Origin of the sequence: Rhodococcus sp. KRD197, assembly GCF_017168235.1 — a bacterium.
Taxonomy (GTDB): domain Bacteria; phylum Actinomycetota; class Actinomycetes; order Mycobacteriales; family Mycobacteriaceae; genus Rhodococcoides.
In genome coordinates, this window is the sequence record NZ_JABFAO010000004.1 from 501158 (window position 1) to 519824 (window position 18667).

Here is an 18667-nt window from a genome sequence, read left to right on the forward strand (position 1 = left end):
GGGATCGAGCCGATTGTTGCCGGCCGGCGTCCATGGCCCGAGCAACCCCGACGTCGCACTGATGTCAGATTTTAGTCGCCCCGGAGCGGAGCGTCCTCGTTTTCGGTCTACACAGCAAGCTCGTCCATTTTCGACCAGCCTTTCTGGTCGATCACTGTGTTGATTATTTTCGGTGTCTCTTCCAACAATGGACGCATTGTTTCGAGGCCGTTGCGAAAGTGATCGGATTGAACATGTTCCGATCCTGCTTGTGCGTCTGCGAATGCTTCGACGAGTACGAACTCGTTTGGATCATCCGCAGCGATGCTCCATTCGAACCACAAATTCCCTGGTTCGCTGCGTGTTGCCGTTGTGAACTCTGTCAACTGGTTCAGCCAACTGTCTGAGTGCTGGGCAAGAACTTTGAACTTCACCACGATGAATATCATCGTTCCCCTTTCCGAGAATATCGGATGTCAGTATATGTTCGATGGACGCACCATTCCTTCGGCGAGATCACCGAATCCCGGTGCCACGATTGCTCCCGGATTGCCGTAAACCTCCTCGACCACCGCAGTTTCGGTGGTGATGAGCAGTGCTGCGATGGAGGCCGCGCTCTCCAATGCCGCGCGTGTGACCTTGAAGGGGTCGATGACGCCGTCGTCGAACATGTCGCCGTATTTGCCGGTGAGTGCGTTGAATCCGTGGCCGAGGGGCAGTCCGGTGACCACCTCGACGACGTCGTCACCCTCGTAGCCGGCGTTGATTGCGATCCACCGAAGCGGTTCGGTGAGCGCCTTGCGCACCACCTCGGCCCCAATGGCCTGATCACCGGTGAACTCGACTTCGGCCAGAGCGCGATGCGACTGAGCCAACGCGGTTCCGCCTCCGGAGACGATGCCCGATTCCAATGCTGCTCGCGAAGCGGCCAATGCGTCCTCTACGCGAAGCATCCGTTCCTTGAGTTCGACGCTGGTGGCCCCGCCGACTCTTACCACTGCTACGCGCCCGGTCAGGCGTGCGATGCGCTGTTCGAGGCTGTCGCGATCGCCATCGATCTTCGACCTCTCGAACTGCGCCTCGAGCTGGGCGACGCGCGCGTCGAGTAGTTTCGGGTCGCCGTGGCCTCCGACGATTGTCGTCGAGTGTTCGGTAACGGTGATTCGGTCGCACGATCCGAGCTGTTCGAGTGAGACCTCGAACAGTTCCAGCCCGGTGTCCTTGGCGATGACCTGGCCACCGACCGAGACAGCGAGGTCCTGGAGCTCCGCGACTCGACGATGTCCGAAACCGGGCGCGCGCACGACGACGGAGAGCATCGTGTTGTGCATGTTGCCGCCGACGAGAAGCTGCAGCGCTGGCCCATCGACATCCTCGGCAATGACGACGAGCGGGCGGTCCGCGCGTTTGGCCGCTTCGATGCTGGGCATGATGTCTTGAACCTGGTTGATCTTCTTGTTGGTCAACAGGATGACCGGATTCTCGTGTACGGCCTCTGCGCGTTCGGGGTCGGTGATCATGTAGCCGGAGATGAATCCGTGATCGAACTCGATACCGTCGACGACATCGACCGACATCCCGAGAGTTTCGCTCTCCTCTGTGGTGACGACGCCCGATTTGCCGACGTACTCGACGGCCTTGGCCACGCACAGACCGATGGTCTCGTCGTCACTTGCCGCCAGCGTCGCGATGCGCTCGAGGTCATCGCTGCCGACGACCTCGACTGCCTGTGCGCGCAACGATTCGACGACGGAGGAGACGGCGCACTCGATTCCGCGTCGCAGCCGCATCGGGTTGGCACCGGCGTCCACTGCTCGCAGCCCCTCCCGCACCATGGCCTGCGCCAGAACTGTGGCGGTGGTGGTCCCGTCTCCGACGACGCCGTTCGTCTTCATCGCTACTTCTTTGACCAACTGCGCGCCCATGTTGGCGAATGGGTTGCTGAGCTGGATTTCCTTCGCGATGGTGACACCGTCGTTGGTGATGGTGGGCGGGCCGGTGAGCTTCTCGAGCACCGCATTGCGTCCCTTGGGGCCCAGCGTCACCTTAACCGCGTCGGCGAGCGCGTTGACGCCCTGCTCCAGTAGGGCGCGTGCTTCGGTGTTGAACCGCAATTCCTTGGCCATGACGTGATCCTTTCGAGTTGGGGTGGTGAGCAGGTGGTGCGGTTCTCAGGGGACGAGGATCGCTCGGCCCCGGACACGCCCCGCGTCGAGATCGTCGAGAGCCCGCTGGAAATCGGCGAGGGGGTACTTGGTGGTGTGCAACGACACCTGGCCGCCCGCTGCCAGTGCCATCAGCTCCTGCAGGTCGTTGTAAGACCCGACGAGGTTGCCGATGAAGTTGATCTCGGTGGAGATGACATCGATCGTTGGGATGTCTATGTTCTCGCCGTATCCGACGACGTAGTAGTTGCCGGCGCGGCGGAGCATGGCAACGCCTTCGCGGGTGGCTCCGCCTTCGCCGACGAAGTCCAGCACTGCTTCCGCGCCGTGGCCACCGGTCAGCTCCAGTACTTCTTTGACATGGTTCCCGTCGGCGACGATCCCGTGGTCGGCACCGATCTGCACAGCCAGATCGATGGCGTCGGGATTGCGATCGAGGACGACAACGTTGACACCGGAGATTGCTTTGAGAACCTGAATTCCGATGTGCCCGAGGCCGCCCGCCCCGATCACGACGCAGGTGTCACCGGGACGGGTGTCCCGCGCAACCTTGGCGGCGGCGTGGTAAGCCGTCAGTCCTGCATCTGCCAGAGCCGCGATGTCGGCGGGTTCGAGCGAATCGTCGATCTTGACCACGCTACGGGCCGTTGTGTGAAGGTACTCCGCATAGCCGCCGTTGCGGTCGATTCCCGGGAATTCGCTGTTCTCGCAATGGACGTCGTCACCGAAGCGGCAGGCCCGGCACAGCCCGCACGTCACCAGGGGATGCAGAATGACCTTGTCTCCGACCGAGACGTTGCTGACTGCATCACCGACGGCGTGGACCCATCCAGCGTTCTCGTGACCGATCGTGTACGGCAAGCTCACCCCGCTCTTTTCTTCCCACTGCCCCTCGAGGATGTGGATGTCGGTGCGGCACACCCCGGCACCCCCGATGCGCACGATCACGTCGAAGGGCCCTTCGATCTCGGGCTCGGGGATCTCCGCCATCTCCAGATTCGAGTGATACCCCACGACCTGTACGGCTCTCATTGGTTTCTCCTGCTTCTGATGTCGGTGATGTGCGGAAACGCGTCCGCCGGTTCGGTGTCGCTGTAGCGGGTGGCGAGCAGCCCTCTGCAGAAGTGCGAGTTGCCTTCGATCGAGATTCGAACCGACTTGGCGAAGCGGAACTTCAGTGGAATCTGCTCTGGTGGCACCGATTTACCGTTCTCGTCGACGAAGACTCGACTGTTGGGGCAGATGCTCAACCCGAGGGCACTGCGTCGGCGCAGCAGCGCTGTGGTGTACCTGTCGCTCCTGATATCGCGGAGCGTGAGCGTGTGGATACGTTCGATCCCCGCGCCCGTCCGGGCCAGATAGGCGGAAATCGAACGTTCCACCGCAGCCAGATGCGCTTTGCGGCGAAAGGTCTCCCGTAGATCGTCGAGACTGTCGTCGGCCTCGGATCCGAAGGTGCCCCGGTAGCCGGCGTCGGCAGCCAGGCCCGCGTTGATCTTGTCGCTGTCGTGATGGTCGTCGAGCATCACTCTGACTCGTCCGATTCTCTCGATGCCGCGGAGAGCATCGAGAGAATCCGAAGCCATCAGGTACGCGAAGTTCGGAGAGCAGAAGGCGGTAGGAAGGCGCAGATGCACCACCACTCCGTCGTCGTCGAGCATCACCGATCTGACGAACCCCAGCTCGGTGATCGGCTCGTCGAGTTCCGGATCGGTGACCGTGGCGAGGGCATCGAGGACGTCGGCCGGTGAGCACAGCGCCAAGGTGTTCATGAGTTCACGACTTCCTTCGCCCCTGCAGCGACCTCGACACCTTCCTGACCTGGGTGCCCGGCCGGGCGCAGTTCGGCTGGAACGTCGATGCCGTACAGCGCGGCAGCGTTGGCTCCCAGAATCTTGCGCTTCTGGTCGACGGTGATGGGTGCGTACTCGGACTGCATGTCCTCGGGAATCTGGAAGTCCACCAGCTTCTCGATGAGCCACTTCGGGGTCCACAGCGCATAGTCGCTACCGAAGAGAATCTTGTCCTCGCCCAGCCAGTACAGCAGTTCGCCGATGATCTGCGCGAAGTAGCGCGGCCGGGTGTGAATGAACGGGAGAGCGACGGCCAGTCCGCCGTAGACGTTCGATTCCTGGGTGGCGATCCAGCAGAAGTCTTCGAGGCGAGGGAGTCCGACGTGTTCGACGATGAAGCGAAGGTCGAGGTAGTCGGTGGCGACCTTGTCGACATCGGCGACATCGAATGCGTCTCGGTCGAGGGGGCGAATCGTCGGTCCCTTGTGGACGTGAATGTTCTTGATACCCAACTCGATGCACTCTTCGAGGTAGCGCCGCGACCAATGTTCGTCGAGCTTGTATCCGCGGGAGTCCCCGTGCCACTCTGCGGTGTATAGCTTGACGCCCTGCAGATTCATCCGATCTGCGTCCCTCCGGAGCTGTTCGAGGCCGGCTTCCCCGTTGCGCGGGTCGTACGCGTGGTTGTAGGTGAGTCTGTCCGGGTGCTTCTGCGTCAGCGCGAAAGCATCCTCGGTCTGACCGAAACCCGTGTGGTAGAAGTCGCTGAGCAGCGTGGCTTGGAAGATGGCGTGGTCGACGTAACCGTCGACGAACAGGTCCTTGTAGAGCCGTTCCTCACCGTAGTACTGGTAGGTCTCGTAGTCCCACAGCTCCGACTCGGGACTCAGGTTCTTGTGATAGTCGTAGAAGCAGTCGATGAACTGCTTGCCGTGAATGTTCTTCTGGTTCTCGGCACGTGCGTCCCAAAGGTGCACATGACCGTCCACGATGAAGTACTTTTCGCCGTTCTTCTCGTACATGTTCAGATCTCCAACTCTTGTCGATTCGGCCCGCGGGATTTACTGGCGATCAAAGTCAAGGGAGCTCGGCGAGGTCGAAACCGATGTAAGCGGCTGCGTCCTCGGGGCTGGCGAAGAGCATCGTCTTGTCGTCGAGGTGGACCATGCGGCCGTAGTGGGTCGAGCTGATCTCCTCGAACACCGATCCATCGAATTCCTGTCCGAGGGCATCGGTCAATTCGTCGTATTCGAAAGACAGAAGCTTGGTGCCGTCGACCCGGATCATCGACGGGTACTCGGTCAGCTCGACGCCGTCCTTGTCTCCCATCACCTCGGCCACAACACGACCGACCGGCGTATTCATCAGTGTCACACCGCACTTGTTGGAAAACTCCGTGTCCGAACCGAAGTGCATGGTCATCGTGTCAACTCCTTGGGAATATCGAGACCGAGGGATTCGAGCAGAACGGTGAACTTGGCGCTCGCCGCCTCCAAGCTCGTCGCGAACGTGACGGCCTTGTCTGCCGGCTGCGACCAGATGGGCTGCAGAGCCCGAGCGGCGGCAAGACATCTGGGAACCCACACGGCCATCCATTCATCGAACAGCGCGCGGTTGGCCTCACCGTATTCTGGATCGTGAGTGAGCAGCTGGAACAGCATGCGGGTGTAGTTCAAATCGCGGTCGTAATCGTGCTCACCGGTACCGACGATGGTCGGGGTGATGTAGTCGCCGTTTCGCGCCGAGATCTGCATCACCAGCTCTGTGCGGAAGAGAGAACCGACGAGCTGCTCGAAGACGATATTGGTCGCGAACAACAGCTCGCACCAGTCCGATACCGCTGTAAGCTGTTCCACGACCTCGCGAGTCGGCTGCCACTCGGGTGCGTTCTTCCACACCTCGACGTGTGCGGAACCGTCGAACGAGACATCGGCCTCGGAGAGATCGAGATTGAACAGCGCTAGATCCTGCGCGAACCGCATCTTGTGTGCAGCGTTCACAGCAACGGCGGTATTGATCATGTTCGTCGGTCCCGAACGCTGGATCGAAGTGAACACGTGCAGCGCCAAACCGTTCTCCGCGTGCATCCACGCACCGACGTTGCGTTCGATGAATTTGAGCCACGGGGTGTTCCAGCCGGCGTAGGCGCGCGCTCGCTTGGCGTTGCTCAGGCACAGTTCCACCTGATGCACCACGGCCGAGTTGTTGCGGAAGATGGTCTGGTCCCACTCCTCGTTGGGGTCGAGGAATTCGTGCCAGTTCGACGACTTCGCGACCGTCCAGTCCTGCGGATAGCCTCCCGGGCCGTCGCCGAAGCCGTAGATCCACCCCTGGGTCAAGTGCCTCTCGGGGTCCGGCTGCACATCGACGGTCACATCCTCGTACATCGTTGCCCGGCGCTTGGCCGGCTTGTAGTAGCTGTACGTGCGACTCTTCGAGCTGGGGAATTCTTTCGCGCCGGCTTCGGAATCGGTGAACTCGATCTTGGGGAAGCTGCGTTGCTTCGGCTCCGCGGTGGCAGTCGAGTCTTGGGTTGCAGTCATGTCTTGGCCTCTCGGTTGAGGTATGGGCTGGTCTTCGTGAAGCGGTCTAGTCGAATGCCGGGCTGGTGAACTTGTCGTAGAAGATCTGATCCGTCGGAGTTCCGCTCATGTCGAGGTAGGCGAGTGCGGCGTCGACCATCGGGGGCGGCCCGCACAGGTAGACCTCGGCTCTGGCAATGCTCGGCTCCAGTCGCTTCACGACATCGGTGACGTTTCCTTGCTCTACCGAGATCGATCCGGAGGATTCGACACCGGCCGCATCCGATACACACGCCACGAAGGTGAAGTCCACCAGTCCATCACCGAGAGCAGTGATTTCGTCGACGTAGAACAGATCGTTCGGGGTGCGTGCGCCGTAGTAGAAGTGGACGGGGCGGGTGTTGCCCGCCTCGTTCATGTGGCGGACGAGCGAGAGGATGGGGGCCATCCCCGCCCCACCGCCGATGCACACCACCGGAAGGACGTGGCCGTCCTTGAGAGTCGAGGAGCCGTAGGGGCCGGTCAGAGCGATCTCGTCGCCGACGGAGATGCCCTCGTCGAGCAGGGTTGCGAACTTACCGCCGGGATACTTCTTGATGAGGAATTCGACCCGGTTCGGTGTCGACGGAGTCGATGCCATCGAAAAGGACCGAACCTCCTCGGTTCCCGGTATCCCAAGCTCGGCGTACTGGCCCGGTTTGAAGTCGAACACGGCGGGTTCGATGGGTTCGAGGCAGAGGGCGACGATGTCGCCGGTGACCGATTCGAGTGAGGCGACGCGTGTGGACACGTTCTGTATCGGGATGCCGCCGAGCAGTTCGTCCTCGTCGAAATTGAGCAGTTCGATGGTGCAATCGCTGTATGCCTTGGTGCGGCAGAGCAACACGAAACCCTCGTCTTGTTCGGCTTCGTTGCAGGCGAAGGTCGAGTGGTTCTCCATCTGAATGTCGCCGTCGAGAACGAAGGACTTGCACGCCGAGCAGCGTCCCTCGCGGCAGCCGTGCATCAGGTGTATTCCTTGCCGGAAGGCCGCATCGAGGATGTGTTCGTCCTCGCGGACTTCCATTTCGATATCGACCGGCTCGAAAGTGATTCGGTGGGTGTCGGCCACGAGGGTCTCCTGGATTTCGATGTATCGATCACGCTGGATGCGGTGGGCAGCGCCTGGATTCAGTCGCTGCCCACCGGGTCTGGAATCAGGCAGGGATCGTTGCGCCGGCGCGGTACGCCGCGATGTGCGCATTGCGCTCTGATTCGGTCATCTGGTTCAGCAGCACATTCGGACTCTGGAAGGTGTTGCCGCGGACATCGTCGAGTGTCCACATCTTCTTCGGATCCAGATCGAGGTGCGGTTGACCGACAAGAGTCCGACCGTCGTCGCGGACGTAACCGAGATCGGAGACGATATCGGCGAGATCCTTGCCGTGGTGCAGTGTCTCCCATTCACGGAAACCGGTCAGACGACCCATGTTCGGGGTGTCCTTGCCCTCGTATTCGCCGCGGAAAGCAACCGCGTCGGTCCAGTAGCAGGTTTCCGAGCAATAAGTGCGCCACTGGTTGTCGACCTTCTCGACCACCATGTCCTCACGAATGAGGGCCGGAACCATGCACGTCCAGCAGCGGTGCGGGTACTGGTAGCCGACTTCCTCGAACGCGATCGGCTTGTTGATGCCCGGGTAGGCGAGACGGTTGTACTCCTCCCACCACTTGCCGTACTTGCTGTACCAGCCTGGGTACTTGTGCTCTAACCACTCGAAGTCGGTGTCGGTCATGGTGTCGATGCGCCAGTAGTTGACCGGCCAACCGGTGGCGAAGAAGCGCGCGACCTCGTGCACGTAGCCCTTGACGGTGATCCGGTTCCACGCCTCTTCGACCAAGTCGTGGGGGATCGTCAGGCCGTACTTCTCGAGCGGGATGAGGTAGCTGCGGTAGTAGTCGTCGTAGATCCACCGCTGCCACATCTCGGCGTAACTCTCGCGGTCCTTGCGTCGATCCTTGGTGCCGTACTCGATGAACGTGCCGATGGCCGCGTCGACGACGCAGTGGTTGTTCCACCAGGCGTAACGCAGGTCGCGTTCGAGCAACGGACGGTTGCGCTCGTCGGCCAGGGCCATGAGCAGGATGGAGTAACCGTTCGAGATGTGCCGCGATTCGTCGGACTGCACCGAGTGGAACACCGTCGGCAGCAGGTAGTCGCCGTTGGCCGCAGCCTCGTCTGGCATGGCGACGAACAGGGTGTTGGTGAAAGCGGTCTCGGCGACCACCGTCAGGTAGATGTTGGCGGCGGTGATGGCGTCACCGGTGATGAATCCTTCACCGAACTGGCGGCCGATGGTGCCTGCGTAGTTGTTCGCAAACGCCTTCTCGGTCATGTCGAACCCGGCAGGGTCGATGTAGTTGTTCATGTACAGCTTCTTGAGATTCATCTGAATCGTCGAGTGACGAACCTCGTCGATCATCTGTACCGCAAGACCGTTGTGGATTTCCGGGTTCGGGACCGCATCGATGGCCATCGGCATCGCACGTGCTGCGGAGATCTCCGGGAACGGGATGATCGACAGAAACAGTTTCTGCCATTCGAGCCAGCGTTGCTGGACCTGGCGGAACATGTTGCCGCGAATCGCGCCGTCCATCGCGCCGTAGACGCGGTTGTCCTTTTCTTCCTCCATGGGGAAGTAAGACCGCATGATTTGCTTGAGCGGGTCCTTCTTCGGTGCTTTCTCGAACGTGTAGTCCGTGCCGAAGCGAGTCGCAGGTGTGGCGAACGTGGGTTCCCACGTCAGCTCCGAGATCTTCGCGTGTGCCTTGGTAAGGCTTTGCCTACTCAATGTGCGCCTCCTGGATGCGAGGTCAGCGGGGTTGCCGGCCTTGTCGGGAAGATGTGCACATGATTGAACACCGTGATGCAGGTCTCATCCGTCTCACTTTGAGACGCAGTTCACACGGCGATGGAATTGAGCCTCGATGGCTCTAGATCAAACCGACCAACTGTTGTGCCCCGTCGCGCAGCAGGAGCTTCAAATCTCGGTTGTCTCGGTTGATTCGCCCCGAGACTCCCTGCAAGCACAGTCCGCCCACGACGTTCGAGCCCGGTTCCCGTACGGGCACGGCCAGCGCCGCTCGCCCGAGACGCGATTCCTCGTCCTCGAACGAGACCTCGGTGGCCAGGATCGTGGCCAACTCGTCGTGCAGGCCCTGCTCGCTCACCACGGTCCGAGCGGTCACTGCGCGCAGCGTCGACGTATCGAGGCTGCGCGGGTGGTACGCGAGCATGAGCTTCCCGACGGCATGCGCGTGGGGGTTGCGCATCACCGTCGATGCGGACACCACCTCGTGATCGGGATCGGTGTCCACTATGCGCAACGTTCCGCTTCGGAACGACGCCACGTACACCCCGTGCCGCGTCTCGCCGCGGATGGCGTCCAACACATCGGTCACCGAACGCGTCGGCGCCGACGCGGCGCTGGCGTAGGCCAATTCAGACGTTCGGCGCCCCAGTGCGAAACCGGAGAGATCCGGAACTCGGACCAGGAAACCGTCGGCGACGAGGAAGTTGAGCATGCGGTAGGCCGTGGCCGGCGGGACCTGGGCGTGGGCCGCGATCTGTTTTGCCGTTGCGCCCGCGCCCAGGTGGGCAACTGCCTCCAGCATCGCCAACGCCTTCTGCACAGCCTTCGGCTGCTGCCCACCGAAACCCGATTCTGTTCGACGCCCCCCGCGCTTGTCTGCCACCATCGAAGTCACCGGTGCCGGGCGGGCGTCAGCACCGGTTTGCCGCGCTCGTCCAACGTGAGCTCCGATGAACCCGGCAGCAGATCCCCCGTCTCGACGGTGTCGAACACCCCGATGGAGGCGATGCTCGTGGGTCGATATCGCGACAGCAACGCGTACCAGAGCGCACCGGCTCCACTGAGCGCCGCGAGCCAGATCACCAGAAGCCAGGTTCCGGAACTGGCCGCGTCGGCCGCGGCGAAACCCAGCAAGCCCAATCCGGCTGCGGCGGCGAGCACTCCGCTCAACCGGGTCCACAGCGTGTGCTCACCGATCCGGGACAGGAAGCGCAGTGCGGCAATCGAAACCAAGGTGTAGCCGAGGGTGAGCGCCATCTCGATGACCACGTCATAGGTGGCTATCCCACGACCGTCAGGGTCGTGTACGAGCGCGCCGATCAGGGACGCGCCGACGAAGACTGCAACGCCGATGTATGGAGTCCGGAACGTCGGATGTACCCGTTCGATGGCCGCGGGAATGATGCGTTCGATGCTCATCGAGAACAGCAATCGCGAGCCGGCTTGGGCGAATCCGAGTGTCGACGCAATCCACGAGAAGCACACGCCCACAGTGACGGCCACGACCAGCAGCGGACTCGCCCCGGACTCGACACCCCCGAAGTAGGCATTGAGCATGGTGCCGGCGTGCCCGGTCATCCCCGCCCATCCAGCGAACACGTACAGGCACCCCACCAGGATCGGGGAGATCAGCAAGGTGCGGGTGACGGTCCGCAGCGGGGTGCGTGCCTCGGGTCCGAAGAACGCGGCGCTCTCGAACCCGGCCAGGCTCAACACGGTCTGCATGATGAGGAACAGCACGAAGCCCACCGGAGCGGAGGTCGTCGTCTCGGTGACGTCGACGTGGACGGGAGCGCGCAGGAGCAGCGCGGTGATGAGCACCAGGGTGCAGATCTCGATGACCAGGATGGTGCGGGTGGCGAACCGCACTCCGCGGATGCAGATCATCGCTACCCCCGCCGCGACCATCACGCACGCGAGCATGCTGAACGACGGACCGACCCGAGCGCCGCTCACCTCGGCCACCTGCACCAGGTTCTCACCGGCGTTGGACAGCACCGAGATCGAGACGCCGAGATACCCGACGAACAACGCCACCCCCGCAGTGAGTGTTGCCCGTTTGCCCAGCCCGTGCGCGACGAAACTGTAGAGCGAGCCCGATGCGGCGAGCCGCGCCGTGAACTGTCGGATGCAGATCGCAACGAGCACCATGACCACCGTCGCGCCGATGATCGCCAGCAGCCCGCCCGCGTTGCCGTGGAACGTCGACATCCACAGGGCGATGAACACCATGCAGGTCGCCGGGGCCATCGTCGAGAGAGACTGCCCGAGCAGATCGAACTGGGTCAGTTGCCGACGACCGAGCACGCCGAGAGGCGAGCGCACCGGATCGACGTTCCGGTCGGTGACGGCGGCTCGGGCCAAAGCGGCCCGCAATGCGCTGGTGTTCATCGGCGTCCTGAGTGCGAGGGATGATGAGAAGAGAATGTAGAGGCGTTCGGTTACTTCCATATTTCTCATGTGACGCGAACCGGACTTTCAAGTGAGAATCGGACGCGAAAACGCTGATCCCAGGCACCCGGAAATGTGGTGGCTGACACACGGTCGACGTCTGAACTGCCCTTGAACTGGGCAAACGTCGACATCTGCGCGCTCACTCGAGCCGGATGAATACGTAACGCGCGGGCATCGTTCGCGTCGCAATCGACTCCCATGATTTGCCTCAGCGAAATCGATGGTCGATTTCGTCGGTGAAGACGAGAGGAGTCCGCGATGCTCTGGGCAGTGGTTTCCAGCGCGGTCGGCGCGATCCTGGTGGTGGCCGGTCTACCGAAGATCAAGGAACCCGAGCGCATGGCCCGCGCGGTCCGTGGCTATCGGTTGCTGCCGGAGAAGTTCGCCGGTGTCGTCGGGAGGGTTTTGCCCGTCGCGGAGGTCGCGGTGGGTCTGGCCCTGATCATCGGCGTCCTCCCGAAAATCGCAGGTGGAGCCGCAGTGGTGATGTTTCTCGCCTTCTTCTTCGGATTGACCGTCAACCTGCTTCGGGGCCGCCGCGATCTCGACTGCGGATGCTTCGCCTTCGCGGCCGGAGCCGACGAGGTTGCCCGAATCGGGTGGTGGCATTCCGCCCGGGCGGCAGTCTTGGCTGTTCTGGCGGCGACCGTGGTCCTCACCCCGACAATCGGGATGATCGATCGCGTCGCCGGAACGCTCGTCGGATTGTTCGTCGTCGGCCTCGTCTGTGTCGGTGTCTACGCCCGGACTTTCATGTCTTTCGGTCGCCGCCCGATCGATGGCTACCTCACCAACGCCTCGATGGAGATGCGGGCCGCCGCGTCCGTCAGCCGCTACTGATTCCCCTCGCCGATCGAAGAAAGGCATCCACAAATGACCACTTTTCTCGTGACCATGGTTCTCGTCCTCACTGCCGCGGTGGCAGTCCAGCTCCTCATGATTCTCGGTCTGGCTCGCGAGATCGGCCGCGTCCAGGTACGTCTGGGCCCGCTCGGTGCTCGCATGATGGACACCGGACCCAAGATCGAGCAGGTGGGCCCGTCGTTCTTCGGACTGACCGATCACATCGGTCGAACCGTCAGCGTCGCCGGCCATCGTGAGCGGCCGCAGCTGCTGCTGTTCACCGCGCCGGGCTGCTCGACCTGCAAATCCCTTCTGCCGGGGATGAAGTCGATGGCCAAGGGCGAGGGCGACATCGACATCGTCATGATCTCCGACGGCACCCCGGAGGAACACGCGGAGTTTCTCGCCGGCGCGGGCCTGGGCTCGGAGTTGAGCTACGTGGACGGCCGTGAGGTCGGTATTGCGTACCAGGTGGGCACCACACCGTTCGGGGTGATGCTCGACGAGCACGGAAAGATCAAGGCGAAAGGTCTGTGCAACCACATGGCGCAGGTGGAGAGCCTGCTCAACGCACTCGAATCCGGCACTCCTTCGCTCCAGCACCTCCACACCCAAGCGGCCCAGAAGCACGTCGGCGTCGCGTAAATCTCTCATCCCCTGCCACGAAGCGGAGAGCACAATGGACAATCACGATCACGCACAAGACCATCCGGTTCCAGGAGGTGGCACCGAACAGCGATTCCCGATCGACGAGCAGACCGTCGCCGAGCAGGCGGAGTGGATGGCCGGACGTGGCGGAACTTTCGCCAGTCGATCCGGACGCCGACTCTCCGAACGGATCTCGCGTCGTTCGATGATCTCCAAGATCGGCCGCTGGACCCTCGGCGCCTCCGGCGTCGCGGTAGTGAGTTCCCTTCCGGTCTCACGCGCCTTCGCCCAGGAGACCCCCGCTGCGCCTGCCGCGGAACCTCTGGTGCCCGAGTTCGACGGCAGCAATCCCGCCGAATGCGACTATTGGCGTTGGTGTTCCATGGATGGAACGTCGTGTGCGGCCTGTGAGGGCGGCGGTCTCACGACCTGTGCGCCAGGGTCCAAGCCGGGTGCCGAGTACTGGGTGGGGTGCTGCACCAATCCCGAGGACGGCAAGACCTATCTCATTGCCTACTACGATTGCTGCGGCGCACCCAGCTGCTCCAACGCCTTCTGCGGCGAGCCGGATATGCAGAGCACCATGTACAACCCGGTCAGCGGCAGCTTCGATCAAGAGATCATCTGGTGTGTCTCGGATCAGTCGCAGTCCTACACCTGCACCATGGCACCGATCATCGGCGCCGATTGCCAGGCTCGCCCGGCCGTGCGCCCGAAGGTGGGTGCCGGCTCGTGAATCGCAATTCTCGCTCCGTCGCCCTCGCGGCAGCGCCCCTCGCCGCGCTTCTCGCTCTCAGCTCGTGCAGCTCGTCCAGTGACGAACCGGCTGAGGAGGCCTCGTCGACCGAGGTGACCTACCCGTCCGTCGACTTCACCACTCCGGGTCCGGGAATCGGCCTGGGATCGGAGGATCAGGAGATCAGCGGGGAGTTCCCGGAGCCGCTGCACGTGGCCGAGATCGATCCGATCGGTGCCGATCAGCTTCTCGGTGTCGAGGGTGGATTCGGTGCACTTCAGTTGACCGTCAACGCCATCGACGCGGCCAGCGGCGAGGTCACCACTCGCGTCGTGGTTGGACCCGGCATCTGGCAACCGGTAATCCATGGGTTCGTCGGTGAATCAGCCAGCGATCCAGCAGTTCTCGCTGCAGAAGTCTGGCGTCCGCGTGGCTCGAGGGGCGACGCCGATTTCACCGTCAGTACCTACTCCGGCAACTTGCTCGAGCCGAAGGAAGTCGCGCTCCCCGACGTGGCCCGAGTCCACTCGCGTGACGGTTCGCACGCGGTCACCTCCGACGGCAAGTATTTCGTCACCTGGGACGACGGCCTGTACGGAATCCGCGTCGTGGATCTGGAGGCCGGCGAGGAATCCGGCGCAGTCCAAATCGTCGGGTGCGGCCCGTTCACCTGGATGGTCGGCAATGATCTCTACAGCGTCTGCGAGGACGACCGAGAGTTGCTGCACGTCAACATCGGCGAGGACGGGGTACCCACCGAGGTGGGCCGGGCGAAGGTCCTGCCCGACGACTTCGTGAGTGCTCGCAATACAACGATGGCTGTCGACGCGGGATCTGCATTGCTCATTGCCGAGAACGGCGACGTATTCGTCTTCGACTTCTCCGAGGGGTTGCCCTCCGAGCCGGTGACGCCCATCGGGAACGCGGGCGACGACTCCGGCCGGTTCGCGGCCAACGCGATCAATGCCGACGCCTCCCGAATCGCGGTGACCTATACCGACAGCATTGTTCACCCTGATTCCGGTCGCGCTGGATCCGTCGCAAAGGTGGTGTTGTTCGATGCCGAGAACCTCGCTCCGGTGCGCTCGTACAGCCTTGCCGACATCGGTATCGAAAGCTACTCGTCGATGGCCTACAGCGTGGACGGTGGCACGTTCTATGTGCTCGGCGATGGTGCCGAGGTCGACGGCAGCGCGCCACAGAAGCTGGTGGGATTCGACTCGGCCACCGGTGAGCAGGTCAGCTCCGTCGACCTGAGCGGCAATGTAGGCGCGGTGACGAGCTTGCTCACCCCTGAGGAGATCGGATGACTCAGCCGGCTACCCGGTTGATGCTCGACCGACGCCGATTCCTGTCTCTCGCGACAGCAGGCGTCGGCCTGGCAGGAATCGGCGCACTCGGTGTGGCCGGATGCAGCTCACAGACCTCGGGCGCATCCGGCTCCACCGAGAAGTTCGACTACATCAAGCCCACCGATCCTGAGATCGCCGCAGCGGAAGCCGCCCGAGCATCCAGCGGTACCACCGTGGCTTGCGCTCTCGCGGCCGCGGTGGGCACAGTGGACCTTGGTGGCCGGCTGGTGAACACGTGGACTTACGGCTCGGGTGCCGTGGCGCCCGAACTGCGGATGTCCGTGGGCGAGAAGATGGTGGCCTCGGTGACGAATTCACTGCCCAGCGACACCAGCATTCACTGGCACGGCATCCGTATCCGCAACGACATGGACGGCGTACCCCCGGTCACGCAGGAACCCATCGCTGCCGGTAGTACTTTCGAGTACTCCTTCATCGCACCGGATCCGGGAACCCATTGGTACCACTCGCATTCCGGGCTGCAGGCCGATCGTGGGCTGTTCGGGGCCCTCATCGTCGAGGATCCCGAAGATGCTTCCGGAGCGGACGCCGACGCGGTACTTGTTCTCGACGACTGGGTCGATGGGTTGGGGACTACACCCGATGCGGTCATGTCGGCGCTCAATCCCAACCTGCACGGCGGCGGCCATGCCGGGCACGGGGGAGCGTCGACGCCGCTGCCGATCGGGGCAGACGAGGCTGCGGTGGCGGCCTCGTTGACCTCTGCCGGTCACGGTGACTCCGGTGTATTGGGCGGCATGACGCAACACATCGCTTATCCGCTCCACCTGATCAACGGCCGGCCTCCGAACGATCCTGCTGTGGTCGAAGCGCCGCCGGGAACGAGGTTGCGGCTGCGAATCATCAACGCAGGAGCAGAGACTCCGTACCGCTTTGCGGTTGCGGGACATCGCCTCACCATCGTGGCCGTCGACGGGTTCGACGTGGTGCCCACCGAGACCGACGCAATTGTGATCGGCATGGCCCAGCGATACGACGTGATGCTCACGGTCGCGTCGGGTGCGTGGCCGATGGTGGCGGCGGTGGAGGGCCGTCCCGGGTACGCCTCGACGGTGCTGCGCAGCCTCGACGCGGCGCCGCTTGCCAACCCCGATGTGGGCGGCAACATTCCGGAGCTCGGCCGAGAGCTGGTGCTCGAGAGCGCGCTGCGCCCTACGGAGAAGGTAGAGCTCGCTACCAAGGCGCCCGACCGCGACTACCAGGTGGATCTGCTGCAGGCCGGTGATCGCTACGTGTGGGCGATGGCCGGGCCCGATGCGGGCAAGCTGGTGATGAAGCAGGGCGAGCGGATCCGCATCACGATGAACAACACGTCTTCGATGTGGCATCCGATGCACACCCACGGTCACACCTTCGCAGTGCCGGAGTACGGCGGACTGCGCCGCGACACCGTCAATGTGCTGCCGGGTTCGTCCCTCGCGATCGAGTTCGACGCCGACAACCCAGGTGAGTGGATGTTCCACTGCCACAATGCCTACCACTTCGAAGCCGGCATGACAGCGAACTTGATGTACATCAGATGAGAGGCAATCCATGAAGAGAACAATGATCCTGTTCGTAACGCTCGCCGGCGTCCTCGGGCTCACGGCCTGCGGCAGTGAAGCTGTAGCCGACGGGCCTGCCGCGACCGTGCGCGTGGAGAACATGAGTTACTCCCCGGAGTCGGTCACCATCAAAGAGGGAGAGACCGTCGAGTGGATCTTCGACGACAACGGCCTCCCACACGACGTGGTCGACGATGACGGCTTGTTCGAGAGCGATCTGCTCACCGAAGGCACATTCTCGTACACGTTCGACGAAGCCGGAACGTATACGTACCACTGCACGCCGCACCCGATGATGCTCGGCACGGTGGTCGTCGAAGCGTGAGGATCGTTCTCGCCCTGGTCTTGCTGCTGTTCGCGGCGGGATGTTCCACCGAGCCAGAGGTGGACGCGACCGTGGTGGTCAGCAATGTTCGATTCGACCCTCAGGAGGTGAGCATCCCGGTGGGAGGCACCGTCGAGTGGCAGTTCGCCGACGGTGGCCTGCTCCACGAAGTGCACGCGGACGGCGTATTCGACAGCGGCATCCTCGGCGAGAAGACATTTCGCTTCACGTTCGATTCACCGGGCGATATCGAGTACTTCTGTTCCATTCACCCGTACATGTCCGGAACGATTCGCGTCGGTTGACGTGAACGGCATTCAACCCCAGGGAGAGATCATGACCGCAACCTTCGACCATCCGAGAACGACAACACTCAGTCACACTGCATTGCAACAGGATTTGCCGCAGATTCGTCCCACACTCGAGAGCTCGGTCGGGCTTGGATCGCGCACGCTGCTCACCGTTTCGGCGGCGGTCGTCGGGGCCGGAGCGGCATTGGCGCTGTCCCCGACGGTGGCCACCGGCCTCACCGGTGCCGTGATCGGGGCGAGTGCCATCACCGCGCTCGCCGCCAACTGGTCCACGTGTGGGATGTCCGTCGCGGGAGTCGTCAGTGCCCCGAAGCAACCCGGTCGCGCCGGATCCTCGACGCCGCTGCGACGCCTCGGTTGGCACGCACTCGGTTCCGTAGCCACCGGTGCGGTGACGGGAGCCGCCATAGGGGCACTCGGCGGACTGGCGTCGAATTCGGTATCGGTCGCGCTGATGCTGGGTGTGTGGGCCGCACTCGCCTTGGCATACGGTCTGCACGAGCTGGGTTTGGTGACGATGCCGACCCCGATGCGCCGTCGACAGCTCCCGCGTCACCTCCGCCGGAGCATGGAGCCGTGGAAGGTATCGCTGCTGTTCGGTGCCATCATCGGCCCGGGCTTCCTCATCTACATCCGGTCGAGCGCGTACTACCTCATGGCCCTCGGCGTCGCGGCGATCGGCTCACCGGCCCTCGGTGTAGCTCTGTTCGTCACCGTCTCGCTCGGTCGCTGCATGCCCAGTGCGTTGGCCATCGTCCACACCCGTCGGGGCGGTTCGATGCCCGGGTTCCTCTCGCTGATGTGCGTTGTGGATCGTCGGGTGCAGACCCTGACAGGGGCGGTGCTCGTCGGGTTGGCCGTGTTTGCCGGCACCGTGCTGATCTGACTGATCTGAGTATTCTCGGAGCGGTCGCGAGTTCTGCGACCGCTCCGACTGCTTGGATGCCCGAGCGAGATCCCGATCCGGCTCTCGGCTCCCCAGCACATTCCGATGGCATAGAACAGAGGACCGTGTAACAACTCGGCTGCATCGGTGGACAACGCGGTGCGGGTACAGAATGCTGGAAACCCGGCGACGGCACGCCCTACGTATACGAGCAGACCCGGACCCAACGAACCGTGCCG

The 18667-nt window shown here is 62.9% G+C and carries 19 protein-coding genes; 8 read left to right on the top strand and 11 right to left on the bottom strand.

Features of this window, described 5'->3' with window-relative positions:
- Window positions 1–107 precede the first annotated feature (107 nt).
- The 11 genes from J1M86_RS08580 to J1M86_RS08630 form a co-directional block, all read right to left on the bottom strand.
- Window positions 108–428, bottom strand: a complete 321-nt coding sequence (locus tag J1M86_RS08580) for a putative quinol monooxygenase (RefSeq protein ID WP_206509529.1) — start codon at window positions 426–428, stop codon at window positions 108–110.
- Window positions 429–455: 27 nt separating this feature from the next.
- Window positions 456–2105 carry a chaperonin GroEL gene (gene groL / locus J1M86_RS08585; RefSeq protein ID WP_206509530.1) on the bottom strand — a complete coding sequence of 550 codons (1650 nt, stop codon included), beginning with the start codon at window positions 2103–2105 and terminating at the stop codon, window positions 456–458.
- Between the two features lie 45 nt (window positions 2106–2150).
- The gene (locus J1M86_RS08590) at window positions 2151–3176 is read right to left on the bottom strand and encodes an NAD(P)-dependent alcohol dehydrogenase (RefSeq protein ID WP_075838219.1); all 1026 of its coding nucleotides are present in this window, start codon (window positions 3174–3176) and stop codon (window positions 2151–2153) included.
- Window positions 3173–3916, bottom strand: coding sequence for an iron-sulfur cluster assembly protein (locus J1M86_RS08595; RefSeq protein WP_206509531.1), 744 nt, complete (start codon window positions 3914–3916; stop codon window positions 3173–3175). Before J1M86_RS08595 ends, J1M86_RS08590 begins: the two co-directional genes overlap by 4 nt.
- Window positions 3913–4959 carry an amidohydrolase family protein gene (locus J1M86_RS08600; protein ID WP_075838298.1) on the bottom strand — a complete coding sequence of 349 codons (1047 nt, stop codon included), beginning with the start codon at window positions 4957–4959 and terminating at the stop codon, window positions 3913–3915. Before J1M86_RS08600 ends, J1M86_RS08595 begins: the two co-directional genes overlap by 4 nt.
- Window positions 4960–5014: 55 nt before the next feature.
- The gene (mimD, locus tag J1M86_RS08605; protein WP_075838218.1) at window positions 5015–5359 is read right to left on the bottom strand and encodes a propane 2-monooxygenase effector subunit MimD; all 345 of its coding nucleotides are present in this window, start codon (window positions 5357–5359) and stop codon (window positions 5015–5017) included.
- Window positions 5356–6480 (bottom strand): aromatic/alkene monooxygenase hydroxylase subunit beta, encoded by a 1125-nt coding sequence (locus tag J1M86_RS08610; protein WP_206509532.1) that lies wholly within the window; start codon window positions 6478–6480, stop codon window positions 5356–5358. The genes mimD and J1M86_RS08610 overlap by 4 nt, the downstream gene beginning before the upstream one ends.
- Before the next feature lie 46 nt (window positions 6481–6526).
- Window positions 6527–7570: a 2Fe-2S iron-sulfur cluster-binding protein gene (locus J1M86_RS08615; protein WP_206509533.1), complete on the bottom strand. Its 1044-nt coding sequence runs from the start codon at window positions 7568–7570 to the stop codon at window positions 6527–6529.
- Window positions 7571–7655: 85 nt separating this feature from the next.
- A complete protein-coding gene (locus J1M86_RS08620) occupies window positions 7656–9287 on the bottom strand; it encodes a methane monooxygenase (protein WP_206509534.1) in 1632 nt (543 codons plus the stop codon).
- 142 nt (window positions 9288–9429) lie between these two features.
- Complete coding sequence (locus J1M86_RS08625) at window positions 9430–10194, bottom strand: IclR family transcriptional regulator (RefSeq protein ID WP_206509535.1); 765 nt, start codon at window positions 10192–10194, stop codon at window positions 9430–9432.
- A gap of 5 nt (window positions 10195–10199) precedes the next feature.
- Window positions 10200–11699 (bottom strand): APC family permease, encoded by a 1500-nt coding sequence (locus tag J1M86_RS08630; protein WP_206509536.1) that lies wholly within the window; start codon window positions 11697–11699, stop codon window positions 10200–10202.
- A gap of 321 nt (window positions 11700–12020) precedes the next feature.
- Between J1M86_RS08630 and J1M86_RS08635 the strand changes: the two genes are divergently transcribed.
- Genes J1M86_RS08635 through J1M86_RS08670 form a run of 8 tightly spaced genes read left to right on the top strand, consistent with a single transcriptional unit; the run spans window position 12021 to window position 18428 of the window.
- Window positions 12021–12602 carry a MauE/DoxX family redox-associated membrane protein gene (locus tag J1M86_RS08635; protein ID WP_206509537.1) on the top strand — a complete coding sequence of 194 codons (582 nt, stop codon included), beginning with the start codon at window positions 12021–12023 and terminating at the stop codon, window positions 12600–12602.
- Window positions 12603–12635: 33 nt separating this feature from the next.
- Window positions 12636–13250: a redoxin domain-containing protein gene (locus J1M86_RS08640; RefSeq protein ID WP_206509538.1), complete on the top strand. Its 615-nt coding sequence runs from the start codon at window positions 12636–12638 to the stop codon at window positions 13248–13250.
- Window positions 13251–13284: 34 nt separating this feature from the next.
- Window positions 13285–13989 carry a methylamine dehydrogenase light chain gene (locus tag J1M86_RS08645; RefSeq protein WP_206509539.1) on the top strand — a complete coding sequence of 235 codons (705 nt, stop codon included), beginning with the start codon at window positions 13285–13287 and terminating at the stop codon, window positions 13987–13989.
- Window positions 13986–15299, top strand: a complete 1314-nt coding sequence (locus J1M86_RS08650; protein ID WP_075838213.1) for a hypothetical protein — start codon at window positions 13986–13988, stop codon at window positions 15297–15299. The genes J1M86_RS08645 and J1M86_RS08650 overlap by 4 nt, the downstream gene beginning before the upstream one ends.
- A complete protein-coding gene (locus J1M86_RS08655) occupies window positions 15296–16885 on the top strand; it encodes a multicopper oxidase family protein (RefSeq protein ID WP_206509540.1) in 1590 nt (529 codons plus the stop codon). The genes J1M86_RS08650 and J1M86_RS08655 overlap by 4 nt, the downstream gene beginning before the upstream one ends.
- A 10-nt stretch (window positions 16886–16895) precedes the next feature.
- A complete protein-coding gene (locus J1M86_RS08660; RefSeq protein ID WP_206509541.1) occupies window positions 16896–17231 on the top strand; it encodes a plastocyanin/azurin family copper-binding protein in 336 nt (111 codons plus the stop codon).
- Entirely contained in the window at window positions 17228–17536 is a 309-nt protein-coding gene (locus J1M86_RS08665) for a biphenyl 2,3-dioxygenase (protein ID WP_075838211.1), read from the top strand. The genes J1M86_RS08660 and J1M86_RS08665 overlap by 4 nt, the downstream gene beginning before the upstream one ends.
- Window positions 17537–17567: 31 nt before the next feature.
- Window positions 17568–18428 (top strand): methylamine utilization protein, encoded by an 861-nt coding sequence (locus J1M86_RS08670; RefSeq protein WP_206509542.1) that lies wholly within the window; start codon window positions 17568–17570, stop codon window positions 18426–18428.
- Window positions 18429–18667: the final 239 nt, after the last annotated feature.